The sequence below is a fragment of the Jejuia pallidilutea genome (assembly GCF_002973595.1).
Lineage (GTDB): Bacteria > Bacteroidota > Bacteroidia > Flavobacteriales > Flavobacteriaceae > Jejuia > Jejuia pallidilutea.
The window spans coordinates 20772-41916 of the sequence record NZ_PVEO01000010.1 but is presented as its reverse complement, the minus strand read 5'-3'; the positions used below and the strand labels follow the sequence as shown (position 1 = coordinate 41916).

Here is a 21145-nt window from a genome sequence, read left to right as displayed (position 1 = left end):
AAAACGAGATGGTTTTTTTATTTAAATAATAGCAAAACAGTATTAATTCTTTAAAAATTTTAGGGTATTTTTAAGTACGCTAATTAACTTGTAATGTTAGAATTTGATTGTATTAGAAAATGAAGCGAATACTAGTAACGGGCGCCACAGGAAACGTAGGGACAGAAGTAGTACATAAGCTTTACGAGTTAAATGACAACACATCTGAAATAATTGTTGCTGTAAGAAACCTAGAAAAATCAAAAGCAAAATTTGTTAACCTTTCGCGTGTATCTTACAGATTTTTTGATTTTGAAGACCAAAATTCCTTTTCTACAGCATTTAAAGATATTAACGTACTGTTTTTGCTTAGACCTCCTCATATTTCTGCAGTACACACCTATTTTCAACCGCTATTAAAGTCGGCTAAAACTAACGGCATTGAAAAAGTGGTGTTCCTTTCGGTTCAAGGAGCAGAAAAGAGCAACGTTATTCCACACCATAAAATAGAGCAATTAATAAAGTCTATTGGTTTTAAATACATATTTATTCGACCCAGCTACTTTATGCAAAACTTAACAACCGTATTACTCCCCGAACTACAAAAAAACCAAACTATTATACTTCCTTCGGGGCAGGCAAAATTTAACTGGATAGATTTAAAAAATATTGGAGCGGTGACTGCTGTATTAATTCAGTCTTTCGAAAATTACCAAAATAAGGCCTACGAAATAACTGGAACAGAAAACAAAAACTTTACTCAGGTATGTGAAATAATAAGTGAGATTACAAATAGAACATACAATTATAAAAGCGTTAACCCAATATGTTTTTATTTAAAAAAAAGAAAAAATGGTGTTGAACGTGGGTTTGCTATTGTAATGACATTACTGCACTTTTTACCAAGGCTACAAAAAGCACCAAAAATTTCAAATAATTTTTACAAACTTACCGGCAAACAACCAACTACACTAAAAGCATTTATTATTAGAGAAAAAGACAAGTTTTAACTGTTCGTAATGGTTTTATAAGGAAATGGTATGCAAGCCCTAATACGCTATAATCTTAAATTTAGTAAAATAGCTTCAAATTTCTAATAAACTATACTAGTATATCAGGGTTGTTTTTATTAATTATCAGATATATAAGTTATTGATATTATATGCCATTTGTCTTTAAATTTTAAAAGACTAAATACATCATAACCTTTCCATTGTATTAAATTATCTTCCGTTCCAAACTCAGCCTCGTAATACACCCAAGCACTAGCTAGGTTCTTTTCTTTGATTATGTTTATTTTAATTGGTCTTTCTTCAAAAATAGGCTGACTGTCTGGTCCGTTTTCTGTTTGGGCTAAAAATTCTGTTATGGAGTTTGTATGCAGTTTTGGTGCTAAATCATTCGCCTCTTGCCATATAGTTGTTAGTATTGCTTTATCGGTAAAAAAAGATTTGTAAGCAACCCAATCTCTTTGAGACATTACGGAATAATAGTTGGCAATAAAAGTTTCCAATTCCAAATTGCTATTTTCAGCTTGTGCAGCTTTGTTTGTTTTCTTACAACTTACAATAAGAAGGCAGATTATTATGTAATACTTAATTTTTTTCATAATCAACTATTTACCAAATCTGTAGTATCCTCTTGTTTAAGGCCTTTGGAATGAAGCGTAATACCGTATTCCAAATAAGCTTTTAAATTGGTTAGCCAAAACGTCCAACCCGTTATACAGCCCACATAAATATCCATTTTGCTATTCTCGTCCGTTGGTATCTCATTTTGAACAAGCGTAATTTCTGTATTGGAACTCATTGGTTTTAAACGTATATGTACATTACCGCCAGAACCAAAAGTAAACGATATGGAATCTTTACCATTGGCTTCTAAAATTTCACCTTTTTCAGTAATATCCCAGTTGTTCCATTTCCAATAGAACTTGTCGCCTTTTTGTACCAACTCATCTGGTTCCCTTTGGCCATTATTTGATGTAAAATCAGCTTTTTCAAGAAACCAAGTTTCAATTTTCGATTTGGTAGACCAACAGCGATAAACCTCTTCTATTGGCTTATTTATCAAAATTCTTTTCGTGAAAGTGTCCCAATTTTTCATATGCTGCTTTTTTAAGTAAGCATCATGTTTTTACAGTGGTTTCGTTTATATTCTTAACTTGTTAATTACTTTAATAAAAACGACTGTCCATACATATGCTCAAGTTAGTTGTTGTAAATTTTCCATTTAAAAAAAGTACAATATCGTCTACTTAGTTTCTCATTTTTGTACATCATTGTTTAAAATTATGTAACCTTTATTTAGGACGGGGCAATGTTGGGTAAAACGGTCTCACATGACGATCAGTTACGAATTAAATTAACGATTATTTTCGGATTATACAGCAGCCTTAACAATTCCGAGTGTATCGGACGTAGTCGAATCCTCCGTAATTGTAGTTATAAATTGTTGGCAACTGGCTTTTATTTATTAATAATCTTGAATCAAAACTTCAGTCGGAATGTGAAGAGTTGAATTCAATTTTCTTATCATACCTAAAGTCAGTTTACGTTTTTTACTCAAAATTTCGCTTACTCTGCTTTTAAATCCGACAACTTCGGCTAAATCTTTTTGTTTCATTCCCATTTGTTCCATTCTGAATTTGATTGCCTCAATTGGGTCTGGCATTTCAATTGGAAAATTCTCATTTTCATATCTATCAATTAAGATTGAAAGGATTTCCAATTCGTCGCCTTCTTCAGTTCCTTTTTTTGCATCAAAAATCTCTTCAAGTCTGTTTATGGCGTTTTGATAGTCTTTTTCGTTTCTTATTGGTGTTATTTTCATGATCAGATATTATTTGCGTCTATTTTGTCGTATTCTGCGTGAGTTCCGATGAATCTTATCCAGCATATTTGATGTTCAAAGTTGAATTTTACAATTAATCTGTAGTTATTTCTTTTAATATTGTAAACAATTCTATTGTCCGTTAGAATACTTGCACTTGGAGAATCATTTTTTAATTCATTAATATTTTTCCATTCGGATTTTTCAGTTTCTCAAAACCAAGATTTTAGTTACTCTTCACAATCAGCGTGTTTTTCCCAAAAATCTCTTAAAGTTCATTTCGCTATTGCCCTCACATTATAGTTAATTGTCGCAAATACAACAAAAAATATTACCAAATTGGTAACATTTTTTCTTTTTTGAGCTTGTTGCCAACTTGTATATAAAACTAAAAATAAACCTGAATAAACATGTTTTTTTAGATTATAAATTTAAGTATAAAAAAAAAGTATAATCATTTTATTTACAATATACTACAAGTATAAATATAATATAAATCTTGCAAAATCCTATTTTAAACTCCGCAAGATAAAATCTACCTTTTTGTTGGCATTTTTATTCTCAGCGTAAGAGTCTGTAATATGTTTTGCAGGAACTGCATACCCTTTTTTTATTAAAGACTTTATGTCTTGTGCGTATTCTATAGATACTTTTCCTGTTAAGAGGAGGCTTAAATCTTTTCCAGAATGGTAATAATCGTATACTTTTTTTAAACCCGAAAGGTATAAGTAATCTTTGGTAAACCCACCACCACGATGCGCCCTAATGGTAATATAAAAAGCACTTTCCCTATCCAAATCGTATTGGTTGTGCAGTAACCTAAAAGTTCTTGAAAACGGATACCCTTTAGCTAAACTGTCTACAGCAATTACACGGTATGCAAGTTCTTTAAGCCGTGTAACGGTTAAATTATTGCTCATATATTCTGAAAACACAGCAAGCCCTTCTTGGGTTTCCTCGTTATTTGGGAGCCCGTGCGAAAATATTTTTAACGGATGCAACAATCCATTCATGGTAGTTACCATGTGTACTCCTATTTCGTGATTGGTTAATACTGCTATTTCGTTTTCAGAATAGGTGTGGTTGGTATTTAGCACTAAGGTTTTAACGTTATTTAAAACCATGGCAATGGCAGAAATCTTATCAGAATACTCAATATGGTAATCAAAATTGTACTTTTTGGAAAATTCCTTAAAAAAGATTTCAGAATCTTTGGCACTGTATTTAGGTTGAAATTGCTCTAATTCTCTGTTTTCATCTTCAAAATGCAAGATAAACTTAGCGTTTTCTACGTCATTTTCAGTTGGTGTTCCAAAACAGTGTAAACTATTAAAGTAAAAATCCTTACCATTACCAATGTTCTCTATACATTGTATTAACCCAGAATAGGTATAAATAACGTCTTCGTAGAGGTTTCTAACATCTTCGTCCTCTATACGTTCTATAGGTTGCGTAAATAACTTTCTGTGAAGTTTAAACTTATCAAAATTAATATTGGGGTATTTAAAAATAGGGTCTGTTAAGTATTTAGAGGCAAAAAAACGTGCCTTCTCTTCTTCTATATTTGTTGGATTAACATAGCTCAACAATTCTATTTGCTTTACTAGCGCATCAATATTTTTATCTATTTCTAAAAGTGTTTTGGTGGTTACACTGTCATCAATCTTCATAAAATTATCATTTAAACCTGTTGTATACGCTTAATGCATGTTTTGGAATACGAAGCTTTAATTCTTGTTCTACGGTTTTTATTACCTCTGGAAACATAACATACTCGTATTCATCACAATACACTTTTGCTATTTCGGTTGCCAAAACTAAGGTATTTTTAAAATTCTTTGTTATATATTTTAAGAAATATCCATTACCTTGAAACGTATCATTAATTTTAGAAGTAGATTTTATGCCATAAGGAAACTTAATTTCAGACAAGTCCTGTCGCCATTCTTCAATAACATTTCCAAACCGTTTATTATCTACGTTACTTGTACCTAAATTCCAAGTTGGCACTTCTCTATCCCATCGTTTCCAATTGTAACTGTGCATATCGTAAACGGTGCAAAATCCAAATTTTTGCTCAAGAGTTTCAATTAATGCATGTGTTACCTTGTAAAAGTTAGCATGTTTTTCTAAGCTTTTGGCTTTCATAGCTTTAGAAAGTGGTTGATGCCACAATTGCTTTCCCCAAGCGGTTACAAACACAGCATCCTCTGGTGCGCGATTTAAATCGTACTCAAAACGAGAATCGCACCCAGCAATAACAATGGGATGCGACTGTACCATGGTTTTCGTTTCAGGATCCTCTTCGTACCAACGCTCATACTCGGTGTGCATGCAGTTATCCCATAATTCCTTTCTGAATTGATGGCCGTTGTGTATTGCAGCACAGGCATAAGGTACATATGCGTCAATTTTTATTGTGAATGAATAATCGGCTGCTACGGCTTCAAAAGTTTCCAGTACTTTTATTTTAGAGATTATTTCAGAAACAGAAAGCTTATGCATCCTTCAAAATCTTTTTTAAATTTGAATATACAGCCTTTTCCATCTCATTATAACCACCGTCGGCGAAAGCCAATAATTTAATATCGGCAAATAAATCTGCTAAATCATTCCTGTAATAGTCGTGCGTGTTTACAGCCTCTATAATGTTTTGAATGCTTTGGTAATCGTTATCTTTTTCAAACTGCTCATAAACACGTTGGTAAACATTTTTATCTACACGACTTAAAATATATGCCGTTTCTTTTCGTGATTCATTTAAATCTGAATGCGACACGTAAATTAAAATATATGCCAATAGCTCGTCTTTTGTCCATGTTTTGGGTTGTTCCATATTACCAGAGGTTAAAGTACCATATTCTGTCCAAGACCCATCGTACACCGAAATGTTTTTATAGCCCGATAGTTCTGCGCCCAAAGCTAAAACACATGCAGTAATACCAGAGCCACATGAAAAAATTATAGCCTCGTCTGGTTCTGCCAACATATAAAACGCTTTTGCTATTTCTTTTTTAGACTTAAATCTACCATGCTCTAACAAATTAGTAAAGGGCAAGTTTACCGAATTTGGAATAGTACCTCGGCGTAAACCCTCTCTTGGTTCTGGTACTTTACAATTAAATCTATCGGAAGAACGTGCATCAATTATTTTATGGGTTTTATGTTCTGAGGCTGTTTTAATATCATCGAAAAACTTCATGTAATTTGGCTGAAGCGATGCCTTAAAGCTACCTTTATTGCCATTATAAGGTGCTGCATTTTCAATTGGGAAACCAGCCTTTTTCCACTCAGGAAATCCACCATCTAATACAGCGATGTTACTAAACCCAAAGGCTTTAAATAGCCACCATACACGCGCACTAGAATATATGCCTTTATCATCATAAACCACTATAGCACTATCTTGGTTAATACCCAGGTTTTGCGCTTCTGTTTGAAACTGGTGCTCCGAAGGAAACGCGCTAGGAAAAGCATTGGATGTATCGCTAAATTTTTGCTTAATATCAAAAAATCGTGCTGTTGGTATTTGTTGCGAAAGTGCATTAAAAGTTTTTGCTATTGTGCCATCTAGCACAACAAGGTTGTTGGCTCCCAGTTTTTCGTGAAGCCAGTTTACCGAAACCAAAGGTGATGTTAATATAATGTTCATTATTATCTAAAAACGCAAAATACTTTGTTTTAAAATAGAATTGTTTTTACTAAAAAATTACTGCTGTAATTAAAACTATTAAGCGTCTTCTACAGCTTTTCGCAACCTAGTGCGCCTATCAAAAGCTTGTAGCTTATCAACTACTTTCATTTCTAAAAAATCAATAACCTTTTCTTCTATTTTTGTCTTTAATTTATATACTTTGTTAATATAGGTAATACCTCCTGGAGACATCACGTTTACCTCAACCAATTTCCCCCCAATTACATCAATACCTACAAAATAAAGACCGTCATTCACCAACTTAGGGCCTATTTGCTTGCATAATGCTTTTTCTTCTTTGGTAAGCGTATGCTTTTGCACACTGCCTCCTGCCGAAACATTAGAACGGTGATCATCGTTCCCCGGCACACGTTTCATAGCGCCAACAGGTTCGCCATTTAAAATTAAAATACGCACATCGCCTTGGTCTGCCCCTTCAATATAATCTTGTAAAATTACATAACTAGAGGTGCCATCACTGTTTGTTATATAAAAATCCAGCAATGAATTAATATTGCTCATAGCCGATTTCTCGATAAGTATAACACCAGACCCTCCAAAACCATTTAATGGTTTTAAAATCATTTTATCAGCTTTAGATTCCTTAATCTGCTTAATTAAATAACGCTTACTTTTCGATACATGTGTAGCAGGAATAATATTGCTATGCGCGTCTCCAAAAGCTGCCGTATACAGCTTGTTATTGGCTTCCCGCATACCTTCTAGAGAATTCATAATAAACACATCATCCTTTACAGAATCTAAAAAATTAAGCATAATGGGATCTAATGGCGGATTTGCCCTAAAAAAAATAACATCAAACCCTGCAAGGGGCAACATTTCCTCCCTTATCTTAACTTTATTGTAAAACGATTTTAAAGACGATGGTGTTTTGTCCATGCGGTTTATAACTGAACAATTAGCAGTAGTTACACTATTGCGAATTGTTAAAGCAGCTGGCACACACATGGCAACACCATGCTTACGTTTTACACATTCTTTTATTAGGGCTAAAGTTGTATCGTTATCTGGGTCAATCTCTTCCCAAGGATACATTATGAAACAAATATTCATATTGTAGTTTTTCGGTTGTTATAAATTTAAACGATTTTAAGTACACCCCAAAATCTATTACAGGTTCTTTTTTGGCGTTACGCCTCCTATCCTCGGCGTCGGGCTTTACGCTACAAGTCCTCGCTCGTTCCTCGCTGTGGGCTTTCCACTACAATCCCTAACGCAATTAGCTGCCAAGGCAAGTGCTATTTAACAGCATCATAATTATCATCCCATTCTTTGGGTTTTGGGTCGTGGAGTTTATCTAAAGACTTAGCAACTAACATAGATACAGTAGCATCACCAGTTACGTTTACAACGGTTCTGCACATATCTAAAGGTCTATCTACCGCAAAAATTAATGCAAGACCAATAGGTAATAATTCTGCAGGAAACCCAATAGATTCTAAAACTATAACCAACATAACCATACCGGCACTAGGTACAGCCGCACTACCAATAGAGGCTAATAGTGCCGTGGCAACAATTACTAACTGATTGGTAAACGTTAAACCTTCTGGCCAAATAACTTGCATAATAAATACCGCAGCAATACCTTGGTACAAACTAGTTCCATCCATATTAACCGTAGCACCTACTGGCAGTACAAACCCAGATACTTCTTTATCTACACCCAAATGCTCTTCAACGCGCTCCATGGTTACCGGTAATGTTGCAGCACTACTACTTGTTGAAAACGCCAACAGTTGCGCAGGACTTATTTCCTTTAAAAACCAAAGCGGCGATTTTTTTGTATAAAACCATACTAGGCTTAAATAAAAACCAATCATAAGCATTAAACCACCTACAACACAAAAGGCATAAAAAAGTAATTTAATTAGTATTTCCGTATCATCAAAAGCAATAATTACGTTAGCCAATAACGCAAAAACAGCGTATGGTGCAAAAAGCATAATTAAATCTACCATTTTCATTACGACTTCGTTCAACGAATCAAAGAACTTTACAAGGGGTTCTGCACTTTTTTCCCCTATTAACAACAAACAAATGCCAACAAAGAGTGCAAAAAATATTACTTGTAACATAGATGCTTCTGCAAATGCTTTAAATATATTACTTGGAAAAATATCAACTAAAGCTTGTAGTGGGCCAGCATCCTTTTGGGCTGCTGCTTTTGTTAATTTATCAGTTACACCTGCATCGTTTTCATACTTTTCCTTAATTTTTTCAATGGTATCTTGCGGCATACCTTCACCTGGTTTTATAAAATTTACAATGCTTAACCCAATAACAATAGCTACTAAGGTTGTACCTATGTAAATACCTATGGTTCGCAGACCCATCGATTTTATTTTTGATATGTCTTTTAAGTCTGAAATTCCTTTAATTAAAGATGCTAAAATTAAAGGTACAGCAATAAGTTTTAGAAGATTAATGAATATGGTACCAAATGGCGCAATCCAGTCTGTTACAAAACCTTTTCCGCCATTTATACTATTCATAATAAAACCAAAAATGATTCCAAGAACCATTCCTATTATAATCTTCCAATGCAATGCTAATTTCTTCATAAGCCTTTTGTAACTTCTCAAAAAAAAAAAAAGAGTTGTTTCTTTAGTATTATGCGGACAAGATACACATTTTGAAAGTTTGTAAAAAATACAAGCTAAATATTGTTTGGTGTTTTTGGGTCGCTTCTAAAAACCTCAATGAGATTAAAAAGCACAATACAGAAAACAACCCAAATGGCGCCAGCTATAAATCCACCTAAAATATCTGAAGGGTAATGAACACCCAAATAAATACGACTTACACCTATGCTTAATATTAAAAAGGCTAATACTAGTATAGTACCAATTTTTATATATCTGTTCATTTTAAACCTGTAAAACAAATAAATTAAAAAACCGTAAAAAGCCATAGCCGACATTGCATGACCACTAGGATAACTTAATGTTTCTACAGCTACTAAATGCTCTAAATCTGGTCTGGCTCTATTAATAACACGTTTTAAAACTACGTTGGAAAGCGCAGAAAGAAACAAAACCAGGGTAATTTGCACCATGTATTTCCATCGCTTAAAAACAACTAGGGAGATTATAGCACTTAATATAAGCACTACCAAATAGCCATACACATCGCCTACATGGGTTATAAAAGTAAAATATTTAGTTAGAGATGTAGAACGGTGCGACAGTACTGCACTAGTAATTTTTGTATCGTAGTTTGACAAGGTTTCTGTAGACAATACCTCTGTTAATTCTACAAAAATGTTTATTCCAAAAACACCTATTAATAACGCTAAAACCAAGGCTATTGCATATGGTAAAGTAACATTGTAATGGCTAAGTTTTTTGCTTAAAAATACTTTTAGCTTTTTTATAAAGATTATAAGAAGTTTAATCATAACTGCCCGATAGAACTTTAAGTTTTAAAAATAAGTTCAATTTTTAAAACTAATGTGCTGAAATACTATAAATCTTAATAGTTACAAAGTGGACTTTTGTTTTTAAAGGAGTTTTGTAACTACGGAACTTACTAAAAGTTAGCTGATAGTTTAGCCCCGATTGAAGCGGCATCCTTTTTTGTGTAGAATCTACAACTTAGTATTACCCAAAACTCCATCTTAGGCATTATACCATAGGACATACTTAAATATAATTAGCACAAAAAAGATATAGCAGAAAGCGGGAAATAGCTCCTTAAAAACTAAGAATACAATTTATTAATAAGGTAAAAATCTGCAATTACCAACGCTGCCATAGCTTCTACAATAGGTACCGCCCTTGGAACAACACATGGGTCGTGACGCCCCTTACCTTGCATTTCTACAATATCACCTTTTTTATCGATAGTTTCGTATTTCTGGATAAGGGTTGCAACGGGCTTAAATGCCACATTAAAATAAATATCCATACCATTGCTAATTCCGCCTTGTATGCCTCCAGAATAGTTGGTTTTGGTTGAACCATCGGTATTAAAAGCGTCGTTATGGTCGCTACCGTACATGGTACTGCCATGAAAACCGCTACCATATTCAAAACCTTTTACAGCGTTTATTGATAACATGGCTTTCCCTAATTCGGCGTGTAATTTATCGAAAACTGGTTCTCCTAAACCAACCGGTACATTTTTAATAACACAACTTACTACACCGCCAACAGTATCGCCTTTGCTGCGTACTTCTTTAATATATTGCTCCATTTTAGTGGCCATATCTTGGTCTGGGCAACGAACTATGTTAGCTTCTATTTGTGTTAGGTCTAATTCTGTATGCGGTTTATTTAGCTTTATTGTACCAACGCTAGACACGTATGCTTTTATCTCAATACCCTTTAGCATTTGTTTTGCAACAGCGCCTGCCACTACCCTACACGCGGTTTCGCGCGCAGAACTACGACCACCACCACGATAATCTCTTACGCCATATTTTTTGTCGTATGTATAATCGGCATGACTTGGGCGGTAGGTGTCTTTAATATGCGAATAGTCGTGAGACTTTTGATTGGTGTTTTCTATAACAAATCCTATGGAAGTTCCGGTAGTTACACCTTCAAAAATCCCAGAATAAAACGTTACGGTATCTGGTTCTTTACGTTGTGTTACAATGGAAGATTGCCCTGGTTTTCTTCGATTAAGTTCGTTTTGAATTTCATCTAAATCTAAAGTAATACCAGATGGACAACCATCTATTACGCCACCCAGAGCAGGTCCGTGCGATTCTCCATAAGTGGTAAGATTAAATAGTCTACCAAAGGAATTTCCAGCCATTTTTTTAATTTTTTGCTAAAATAAACTTTAGCCTTTAAATACGCTAATTTCTATAAAATCAAATTAAAGTTAAAATTATTTGTTACCTGTATTATTTCATAACATTAACATAACAATATGCTCATAATTAATTAATTAAACATTAATAATTACTTAATAGTAATAGTGGTTATTTGTAGTGCCAAAAACATGCGAACTTACAAACTACTTATATTATTTTGAAAACAAAGCGCAAAGTTGAAATTGCCGTAATCTCTGATGTACACTTGGGCACTTATGGCTGTAATGCTATACAATTGCTAACATACTTAAATAGCATAAACCCCAGGAAGTTAATACTAAACGGCGATATTATAGATATTTGGCAATTTAGTAAACGGTATTTTCCTAAATCGCATTTAAAAGTTATTAAAAAGATAATGGATTTTGCGGCTAACGGCGTTGAAGTTATTTATATTACTGGCAACCACGACGAAATGTTACGAAAGTTTAGCGATACCAGCATTGGTAATATTTCTATAGTAGATAAGTTGGTTTTAAATTTAGATGGCAAAAAGGCATGGTTTTTTCACGGTGACGTTTTTGATATTTCTGTGCAAAATGCAAAATGGATAGCCAAATTAGGTGGTTACGGTTACGATTTACTAATTTTACTAAACCGATTTACCAATTGGTTTTTAGAAAAACTAGGGAGAGAACGTTATTCGCTCTCAAAAAAAATAAAGGATAGCGTAAAAGGAGCTGTAAAATTTATTGATGATTACGAAAAAGTAATTACAGATTTAGCTATTGAGAATGGTTATGATTATGTGGTTTGTGGACACATTCACCAACCAAAAATGGAATTTAGAGAAAATAAAAATGGTAAAACCATGTATTTGAATTCTGGAGACTGGATAGAAAATTTTACCGCCTTGGAATATCAGTTTAAACGTTGGAAAATCTATAATTACAATAATGACAAATTATCACCCTTCTTTGCTGATGAACAGATAAAAGAAATGGAACTTAAAGACTTAATTGCAGCAATAACTATTGTGGATAAGAAACAGAAATAGGGTTTGCTATGATACTGATAATCAGTTGGAAAAACAGGGATTCTCAGAAAAAGACTCACAAAACACACTGAAAAATCACAGTTATACCCAATTATTGCATACTGTTTCTGCCAACAGCCTACTGAACAAGCGCTTCCCTTAAAATAGTTACTGGATGTTTCGCTACTCGTCCTGTACCGTCTTTTATTTGATGCCTACAACTTGTGCCATTGGCAGCAATAATGGTCTCTTTCTTAGCTTTTCTAACAGCTGGAAACAAGGTTTGTTCACCAACTTGCATACTCACATTGTAATGTTCTTTTTCGTATCCAAAACTACCTGCCATACCACAACAGCCACTAGGGATAATGGTAACTTTATAATTTTTAGGCAAATTTAAAATTGAAAAACTAGAGAGCTGGTTACGCATTGCTTTTTGATGGCAATGCCCGTGAAATTTAACCTCTTTTGCTTCTAAGGTAAATTGTTCCGGCTTTATATGGCCTAGTTCAATTTCGTTTTGAAGAAATTCTTCAATTAGAAAAGTATATGCTGCTATTTGTTCTGCCGAAGCTTTATCGTCGGCTAGTTTTAAATATTCATCCTTAAACGTTAAAATGGCCGATGGCTCAATGCCAATTAATGGTGTGCTTTCTGAAATTTTAGTTTTAAAGACATCAACATTTTTGTTCGCTAATGTCTTTGCTTGTTCCAACAACCCTTTAGATAAAAATGCACGTCCAGATTCTGAATGGTTTAGTACCACAACATCATAGTTTAAGGCTTTTAGTAGTTTTAAAGCATCAACACCAATTGAGGTATCCAAATGGTTAGTAAACTCATCATTAAACAAGTAGACAGTTTTTATTTTTAAATTTTTAACACCCTCTGAACCAATACTTTTAATAATATTATTTAAACTTTTATTTGATAGTTTTGGCAAACTGCGTTCTTTAGCTATTCCAAAAGATGTCTTTAAAATTGATGCTGTAATTCTGTTGGAAAACACAAAGTTTGTGAGTTTTGGAAATTTACTGCCAACATTATTAAATGTGTTGTTGTAAGCAAATAATTTAGTTCTAAATGAAACACCATTTGCTTTTTGATATTGGTATAGAAACTCTGCTTTTAAACTTGCCACATCTACACTACTTGGGCACTCGCTAGAACAGGCTTTACAGCTTAAACATAAATCGAAAACCTCTTTGAGTGCTTTGTGGTTAAATTTATTAGATTTCTCACTATTGGTTAAAAACTCACGTAGTGCGTTGGCTCTAGCTCTCGTGGTATCTTTTTCGTTTCGGGTAGCCCTATAACTTGGGCACATGGTGCCACCAAATTCTGGAAATTTTCTACAGTCGCCAGATCCATTACACTTTTCAGCTTCTCGTAAAATTCCTTGGGATTTAGAAAAATCCAGCATCGTTGCTATTTGTGGTTCTTCCCTATCGGCTTCATAACGTAAGGACGCGTCCATTGGAAATGCATCCACAATTTTGCCAGGGTTAAAAATAGTATTAGGATCAAAAACCTGTTTTATGCGTTTTAATATGCCATAATTATTTTCACCTATCATTAAAGGAATAAACTCCGCGCGCACTATACCATCGCCATGTTCCCCACTAAACGATCCGTTGTATTTTTTTACTAAATGCGCAACATCGGTCGTTATTTTTCTAAAAAGGGCTACGCCTTCTTTTTTCTTTAAATTTAAAATAGGGCGTAAATGCAATTCTCCTGCCCCGGCATGTGCATAATAAATGGCTTTTTGGTTGTAACCTTTCATTAAGGCGGTAAACTCCGAGATGTAATTCTCCAAATCTGTTAACGATACGGCAGTATCTTCAATACAAGCAGCAGATTTTTCATCACCAATAATATTACCTAAAAGCCCAAGTCCTGCGCTTCGTAAATTATTTGCTTTATCTATATCATTGCCTGCCAATATAGGGTTTGCATAACTTAATCCAGAATTTTCTAGAGTTTCTATTAGCAATTGCGATTGTGCTTTAGCATCCTGTAGGGTTTTAGATCTAACTTCACACATTAAAATAGCTTCAGGATCCTCTACTAAAAACTGCCTATTTTCTTGCTGGGTTTTGTTTCGTTTTGTGCAATCTAAAATGGTTTTATCCATCATTTCGCAAGTAAACAAATTATGTTGCATTGCTGGAACTACAGCTTGTAAGCATTTTTCAATACTATCAAAATGTGCAGCTACCATTACCCTATGTTCTGGCGGTAAATCATCAAGCTGCAGTGTGATTTGTGTTGTAAACGCCAAAGTACCTTCGCTCCCAGACAATAACTTGCACATGTTAAATTTTTCAGATGAAGCTGAAAACACATCGGCTTTTATCAATTCATCTATGGCATAACCTGTATTCCTTCTGTGTATTTCGGGTTTTGGAAACTTTTCTCTTATTGCATTTTGAACGCTTTTATCGTTTAACTCCTTGTAAATGGTATTATAAATTTTACCTTCTAAAGTGCTTAAATTTAATTTTTCTTCAAACTCACTAGCTGTTAACGCTTCAAAAACAACTTCGCTCCCATCGCTTAAAATGGTTTGTAGTGCTACAATCTTGTCGCGGGTAACGCCATATTTTATAGACGTTGTGCCTGAAGAATTATTACCGACCATGCCACCAATCATACACCGGTTTGACGTTGACGTATTTGGACCAAAGAACAACCCGTACGGTTTTAAGTAGTTATTTAATGCATCTCGAACAACACCCGGTTGTACCGTTACGGTTTTGGCCTTTTCATCAATAGCTATAATTTTTGTGAAGTATTTAGAAACATCAACCACAATGCCTTTTCCAACACATTGTCCCGCTAAGGAAGTTCCAGCAGTTCTAGGAATTAAGGATGTTTTGTGGGCTTTTGCAAATTCAATCAACACCTTAATATCATTGGTAGTTTTAGGGTAGGCTACCGCCAAGGGCAACATGCGATATACGGAGGCATCTGTGGCATAAATAGATTTTACTAAATCATCAAAAAATAATTCACCTGATAACTTTGATTGTAAGGTTTTTAATTGATTTTGCATGGATTAAGTTACGAATTGCTTTAAAGCGATAAATATAAATACATTTTTGGCGTTATTTTTGTAAAGTTGTACAGAATAACAAACACGATCTTTTTTTAATAATAAGATCGTATATTCATTAATCAAATTAAAACTAAAAACTTATGAAAAAATTATTTGTATTGGCAGTAGCTTTAGTAGGATTTACCATCACATCAAACGCTCAACAAATTTCAGATAACGCTATAGGGCTTCGTTTAGGCGATAGTGACGGCTTTGGTGCTGAGATTTCTTATCAACGTGCATTAGGGGATAATAATAGATTAGAACTAGATTTGGGTTTAAGAAGTGGCAATGGTTACGACGGTTTTAAACTAGCAGGTCTATACCAATGGGTGTGGCTACTAGATGGAAATTTTAACTGGTACGCTGGTGTTGGTGGTGGTCTTGGGTCTTACAGCTTTGATAGACCTTTTCCATCTGGAGATGACAGCGAAACCTTTATTTTTGCCGCAGGAGATATTGGTATTGAATACAACTTTGATATCCCTCTTCAACTCGCCATTGATGCAAGACCAGAATTCGGTTTTGGAGATTACAGAGACGATTTGGATTTTGATATAGCATTAAGTATTCGCTATCGCTTTTAATAAAACAAAAGATATGTCTATAAAACCACCTAGTTAGGTGGTTTTTTTATGCCTAATATTTTTTAAAAAATACGAAGTAAGTTATATTTGATACTTTGCTATTAACAAGAACAATATGAAGATAATAAAATGGGGATTTATTGGCTGTGGCAGTGTAACAGAAGTTAAAAGTGGCCCCGCATACCAGTTAACCGAAGGCTTTGAAGTTACCGCAGTAATGCGACGAAATTTAGAAAAAGCTGAAGATTATGCCAAACGACATAATATAGATACCTATTACAACGATGCAGAATCCTTAATAAATGATAAAAATGTTGACGCTGTTTATATAGCCACTCCCCCTGATAGTCATAAAGCATATGCTCTAAAAGTAGCCGAAGCAGGCAAACCATGTTGTATAGAAAAACCCTTAACACCAAGCTATAAAGATAGTTTGGCTATTCAACTAGCTTTCGAAAAAAGAAATATACCATTGTTTGTTGCTTATTACAGGCGGTCGTTGCCTCGTTTTTTAAAAGTAAAGTCTTGGTTAGAAAACCATGAAATTGGAGAAATTCGCCATATTAATTGGACGTTCTGTAAACCTCCAAATACTCTAGATTTAAATAAAACTTATAACTGGCGTACCGATGCTAAAGTTGCACCGGGTGGTTATTTTGATGATTTGGCAAGCCACGGATTAGACTTGTTTGCGTTTTTATTAGGCGAATTTAAAGATGCCAATGGGTTTTGCACCAACCAACAGCACCTTTATGATGCACATGATGCCATAACTGCATCTTGGATACATAAAAACAATATTACAGGTTCTGCAAGTTGGCATTTTGGAAGCAATGCACATATAGACGGTGTTAAGATAATTGGAAGCAAAGGCCATATTAAATTCTCAGTTTTTAACGAAAATCCCATTTATTTAAAAACACCACAGGCAGAAGAACAACTTGTTATAGACCACCCTAAACACGTACAGTTGTATCATGTAAAAGGTATGCGAGACGAATTGTTATTACAAAATTTTAAACACCCCTCAACTGGAAAAACAGCGTTACACACCAGTTGGGTTATGGATAAAATTTTAGGCAACATTTAACAATACACTTAAAAGTTTCGTTTATTATACTTTGCTGCTTGCATTTCATTTATTCAGTTTCGTAAGTTTTATTTATCTTAACGAAAATATTATCAAGCCATTTTTTATGAAGTCTTACCTCTTAAGCATTTTTTTTTGTTGCATCCTCACGCTTTTAAATTGCAAATCTAAACTAGCTGAAAAAACCGAAGTTAAACCAAAACTAAAGGCTTTAATAATTGATGGTGAAAACAGCCATGGTATTTGGCCAAAAAGTACGTTTATGATGAAGGACTATCTAGAACAAACAGGCTTATTTACTGTAGACATTGCTAGAAAAAAATTCAATTGGATTGGGCCGCATCACAATACAATAAAAGAAACCGATGATGTTAAAGAACTCATTAACATATTTCCTTTAAAAGATGGCACAGAGAGAATACTTCTAGATGCCCCTAAATTTGATCCAGATTTTAGTCCAAATTTTAGCGATTACGATGTTGTAGTTAGCAATTTAGGATGGAAATCCTCTGAATGGCCAGAACAAACCAAAACAAATTTTATCAATTATATAAAAAATGGCGGTGGCTTTGTAACCGTTCATGCTGCTAATAATGCTTGGGGTAATTGGGAAGCATATAATGAAATTATTGGTCTTGGCGGATGGGGTGGTAGAACTAAGGAAAATGGCCCATATGTGTATTACAATAATGATAATAAAATAGTGAAAGACACTTCTGATGGTATATGTGCCTCACACGGCGCTCAGCATAATTTTATTGTAAAAACCCGTACTCCAGAACACCCAATTATGAAAGGTTTACCAATAGAATGGTTACACGGTAAAGACGAACTTTACGAACGTTTAAGAGGCCCTGCTAAAAATATGACAATTTTAGCTACGGCTTATTCAAGTTCAGAATATGGCGAAAAAAGAACCCAAAGGCATGAACCTATACTCTTAACAGTTAAATACGGAAAAGGCAGAACATTTCATACCACATTAGGACACATGGATTATTCAATGGAATCTGTAGGTTTTATAACCACACTGCAACGCGGAGCAGAATGGGCAGCCACTGGGAAAGTTACACAAAAATTGCCAAAGGATTTTCCTGATACTGAAAAAATAAGCACTAGAACTTGGCGTTTTAAGCAGTAATGCTATATACACTTCATGAGGGCACATCTACAAACATTTTTCTCCTTTCAAATTAAAACCCTTTAACCATTTATTGCTTCTAAAAAATTAATAAAAGATAGTATTACACCTATTTTTATTCAATTTAACGTCATTTAACATTTTGATTTATAATTAAAAACTAATTAATACTTAACTTTAGCAACATTAATTTTTAAATCAAAAAACAATTCATTCATCTTAAAAAAATTTTATGAAGACAATTTCCATCTGGCGATTAAGAGCTCTTTTATTGCTTTTAGTTGCTATTTTCGTAATGCCCCTAAATACCGATGCACAAAACAGGAAGAAAGACAAGAAAAAGAAAGACAAAACCGAAACCGCTGCTCCTGTAAAGAAAGCATCAGAAAAAAAGACCATTGCAGCTTTAACCAAATCGAGCAAAAAAATGGATGGCCTTTTTACAATTTACCAAGATACTATTACTGGCGATCTTCAAATGCTTATATCAGAAAGCGATTTAAATAAAGAATTTATCCACTTTGCGCAAATAGCAGACGGCGTTTTAGAAGCTGGTAGATTTAGAGGCGCTTACAACCCTACCCAGGTTATAAAAATTACAAAACACTTTAATAAAATTGAATTTATTAAACAGAATACGTCGTTTTACTTTGATCCTAACAGCCCGCTTTCAAAAGCTAAAGATGCTAATATTTCTAACGGAAATATAGCTAGTTTAAAAATTGAGGCTCACGATTCTAAAAAGGGGCTATATCTTATAAAGGCAAGCGATTTATTTTTAAAAGAAACATTTGGACAAATAAAACCTCCAAGATTTCCTGGTAGTTCACCAACATCGTTCTCGTTAGGTAGTTTAGATAAAAACAAAACCAAAGTTAATGCTATTAAAAACTATCCTGACAATGTTAATATTACTGCTGAATATGTGTATTCTAGTCCTTCTGTGCTAAATCGTGGCTCTAATGCTGTAACCGATGGCAGAAATGTTAGTATAAAAGTAAACCACAGTTTAATAGCAATGCCCGATAATGATTATGAGGTTAGGTTTGACGACCCTAGAGTTGGCTATTTTACAAGACAAGTAGATGACCAAACAAGTACAAAAACTACAGCCTACAGAGATTTAATTCATAGATGGCATTTAAAGAAAAAAGATCCTAATGCTGAATTATCTGAACCCGTAGAACCCATAACTTGGTGGATTGAAAACACTACACCTATACAATGGAGAGAAACTATAAAAAACGGAGTTTTACAATGGAACAAGGCGTTTGAAAAAGCAGGTTTTAAAAATGCAATGGTAGTAAAAATACAGCCAGATGATGCCGATTGGGATGCAGGAGATATTAGATATAATGTTTTACGTTGGACCTCATCACCTCGCCCACCGTTTGGAGGTTATGGCCCTAGCTTTGTAAACCCTAGAACAGGACAAATACTAGGAGCTGATATAATGTTAGAGTATGTACATTTTACTAATAGAGTACTTTACGATAAAATCTACAATAATGCTAGCATGACTATTAATGAAGATTTTAAGTATTGTAGCCTTGGGCACGAATTACACCAAGAACTTATGTTTGCTAATGCTGTTGTTACAGCCACTGGGGCATCTGATTTGGAAATGGAGCGTATTAAAAAAGAATCTATGACGGCTTTGATAATGCATGAAGTTGGCCATACTTTAGGTTTAAACCACAACATGAAGGCTAGTCAACTTTTCTCTAGGGCGCAATTAAATGACGCTAGTTTTATTGAAGGAAAGTGTTTAACTGCCTCAGTTATGGATTATGCTGCATTAAATGTTACTAAAGATAGAAGCAAACAAGGACAATATGACGATGTTGCCGTTGGCCCTTACGATGTTTGGGCTATTCAATTGGGATATAAGCCATTTAAATCTGAAAGCGAAAGACAAGCCTTGTTGAATGAATCTACAAAACCAGAACACATTTTTGGAAACGATGCAGATGACATGCGAAGTCCGGGAAAAGCAATAGACCCTAGAGTAAATGTATCAGACCAATCTAACGAACAAATAGAATGGTCTATTGATAGAATAGAATTATCTGACCAACTTTTAAAGGACATTAAAACTAATTTCGCAAAAGAAGGTGATTCTTATGAAGAGCTAAAACGTGTATACTTTATTTTAACAGGACAAAAAGGTAGTGCTGCAAATACAATTTCAAGGTTTATTGGCGGGGTTTATGTTGATAGAGCCATGGCTGGACAAACTGATGCAAACCAACCTTATACACCTGTGAGTTTAGAAGATCAGAAAAAAGCTATGAACGCTCTAAGCAAATATGTTTTTGCACCAAATGCCTTTGAAGCACCAAATGAACTATACAATTATTTAGCGAGCCAACGTAGAGGTTTTAATTTTAGATCTCCAGAAGATCCAAAAATTCATAATCAGGTTTTAGACTACCAAAAACGCGTGCTTAGTCACCTATTACATTACAACACCTTACAAAGAATTACAGATTCTGAACTTTATGGTAACGATTATAAGCTTTCCTCTATGATGACAGATTTAAACAATGCTATTTTTAAAGCTGATATTAGCGGTAGCGTTAATTCGTTTAGACAGAACCTACAATTAGAATACACAGAAATGTTACTGGATATGCTAACGGGTAAAATAAGTACCAAATACACGCACAATGCAAAATCTATGGCTCTTTATAACTTAAAACGTATTAGAACAATGGCTGCTCCATCAGGAAATATAGCCTCTAGAGCACATAAGGAACATTTAAGAACTCTAATTGATAATGGATTGAAAGAGCTGAAATAAGAACTTACGTTTTTACAAACTAAAAAAGCTACTTCAATTGAAGTAGCTTTTTTATTATGAGGCGGTTTATGTTTCTTTTTAGGGACAACTAATTGTT

At 34.2% G+C, this 21145-nt stretch carries 17 protein-coding genes and 1 pseudogene; 6 read left to right on the top strand and 12 right to left on the bottom strand.

The genetic code is table 11. The features are described from left to right. Positions 1 to 119: 119 nt before the first annotated feature. Positions 120 to 989 (top strand): NmrA family NAD(P)-binding protein, encoded by an 870-nt coding sequence (locus CLV33_RS14480; RefSeq protein WP_105474511.1) that lies wholly within the window; start codon positions 120 to 122, stop codon positions 987 to 989. 119 nt (positions 990 to 1108) lie between these two features. On the opposite strand, the gene CLV33_RS14475 is transcribed toward CLV33_RS14480, so the two are convergent. From CLV33_RS14475 to aroC, 11 genes and pseudogenes are all read right to left on the bottom strand, one after another. Next, positions 1109 to 1588, bottom strand: a complete 480-nt coding sequence (locus CLV33_RS14475) for a nuclear transport factor 2 family protein (protein WP_105474510.1) — start codon at positions 1586 to 1588, stop codon at positions 1109 to 1111. 2 nt (positions 1589 to 1590) lie between these two features. Beyond that, entirely contained in the window at positions 1591 to 2085 is a 495-nt protein-coding gene (locus tag CLV33_RS14470) for an SRPBCC family protein (protein WP_105474509.1), read from the bottom strand. 369 nt (positions 2086 to 2454) lie between these two features. Further along, positions 2455 to 2811 (bottom strand): helix-turn-helix domain-containing protein, encoded by a 357-nt coding sequence (locus CLV33_RS14465; protein ID WP_042243937.1) that lies wholly within the window; start codon positions 2809 to 2811, stop codon positions 2455 to 2457. 2 nt (positions 2812 to 2813) lie between these two features. Beyond that, positions 2814 to 3107, bottom strand: a pseudogene (locus CLV33_RS17815) (type II toxin-antitoxin system HigB family toxin). Between the two features lie 213 nt (positions 3108 to 3320). Further along, the gene (locus CLV33_RS14455; RefSeq protein WP_105474508.1) at positions 3321 to 4481 is read right to left on the bottom strand and encodes a flavohemoglobin expression-modulating QEGLA motif protein; all 1161 of its coding nucleotides are present in this window, start codon (positions 4479 to 4481) and stop codon (positions 3321 to 3323) included. Positions 4482 to 4488: 7 nt separating this feature from the next. After that, positions 4489 to 5316, bottom strand: coding sequence for an N-formylglutamate amidohydrolase (locus tag CLV33_RS14450; RefSeq protein WP_105474507.1), 828 nt, complete (start codon positions 5314 to 5316; stop codon positions 4489 to 4491). Beyond that, complete coding sequence (locus CLV33_RS14445; protein ID WP_105474506.1) at positions 5309 to 6463, bottom strand: sulfurtransferase; 1155 nt, start codon at positions 6461 to 6463, stop codon at positions 5309 to 5311. The genes CLV33_RS14450 and CLV33_RS14445 overlap by 8 nt, the downstream gene beginning before the upstream one ends. A gap of 78 nt (positions 6464 to 6541) precedes the next feature. Next, a complete protein-coding gene (gene gshB, locus CLV33_RS14440; protein WP_105474505.1) occupies positions 6542 to 7579 on the bottom strand; it encodes a glutathione synthase in 1038 nt (345 codons plus the stop codon). 185 nt (positions 7580 to 7764) lie between these two features. Next, positions 7765 to 9090, bottom strand: coding sequence for a dicarboxylate/amino acid:cation symporter (locus CLV33_RS14435; RefSeq protein ID WP_105474504.1), 1326 nt, complete (start codon positions 9088 to 9090; stop codon positions 7765 to 7767). Positions 9091 to 9185: 95 nt separating this feature from the next. Continuing rightward, positions 9186 to 9926 (bottom strand): phosphatase PAP2 family protein, encoded by a 741-nt coding sequence (locus tag CLV33_RS14430; RefSeq protein WP_105474503.1) that lies wholly within the window; start codon positions 9924 to 9926, stop codon positions 9186 to 9188. Between the two features lie 302 nt (positions 9927 to 10228). Further along, on the bottom strand, positions 10229 to 11290 hold the full coding sequence (aroC, locus tag CLV33_RS14425) for a chorismate synthase (protein WP_105474502.1): 1062 nt from the start codon (positions 11288 to 11290) through the stop codon (positions 10229 to 10231). Between the two features lie 218 nt (positions 11291 to 11508). Between aroC and CLV33_RS14420 the strand changes: the two genes are divergently transcribed. Continuing rightward, positions 11509 to 12348: a UDP-2,3-diacylglucosamine diphosphatase gene (locus tag CLV33_RS14420; protein ID WP_105474501.1), complete on the top strand. Its 840-nt coding sequence runs from the start codon at positions 11509 to 11511 to the stop codon at positions 12346 to 12348. 118 nt (positions 12349 to 12466) lie between these two features. Here CLV33_RS14420 and CLV33_RS14415 read toward each other — a convergent pair whose 3' ends face one another. Continuing rightward, a complete protein-coding gene (locus tag CLV33_RS14415) occupies positions 12467 to 15385 on the bottom strand; it encodes an FAD-binding and (Fe-S)-binding domain-containing protein (RefSeq protein ID WP_105474500.1) in 2919 nt (972 codons plus the stop codon). 143 nt (positions 15386 to 15528) lie between these two features. Here CLV33_RS14415 and CLV33_RS14410 point away from each other — a divergent pair, with 143 nt between their 5' ends. The 4 genes from CLV33_RS14410 to CLV33_RS14395 all read left to right on the top strand — a co-directional run bounded on the left by CLV33_RS14410 (position 15529) and on the right by CLV33_RS14395 (position 21048). Then, the gene (locus CLV33_RS14410) at positions 15529 to 16014 is read left to right on the top strand and encodes a hypothetical protein (RefSeq protein WP_105474499.1); all 486 of its coding nucleotides are present in this window, start codon (positions 15529 to 15531) and stop codon (positions 16012 to 16014) included. 115 nt (positions 16015 to 16129) lie between these two features. Next, on the top strand, positions 16130 to 17104 hold the full coding sequence (locus tag CLV33_RS14405; protein ID WP_105474498.1) for a Gfo/Idh/MocA family protein: 975 nt from the start codon (positions 16130 to 16132) through the stop codon (positions 17102 to 17104). A gap of 106 nt (positions 17105 to 17210) precedes the next feature. Then, complete coding sequence (locus CLV33_RS14400; RefSeq protein ID WP_105474497.1) at positions 17211 to 18245, top strand: ThuA domain-containing protein; 1035 nt, start codon at positions 17211 to 17213, stop codon at positions 18243 to 18245. 232 nt (positions 18246 to 18477) lie between these two features. After that, positions 18478 to 21048, top strand: a complete 2571-nt coding sequence (locus CLV33_RS14395; RefSeq protein WP_105474496.1) for a zinc-dependent metalloprotease — start codon at positions 18478 to 18480, stop codon at positions 21046 to 21048. The last annotated feature ends 97 nt before the right edge of the window (positions 21049 to 21145 follow it).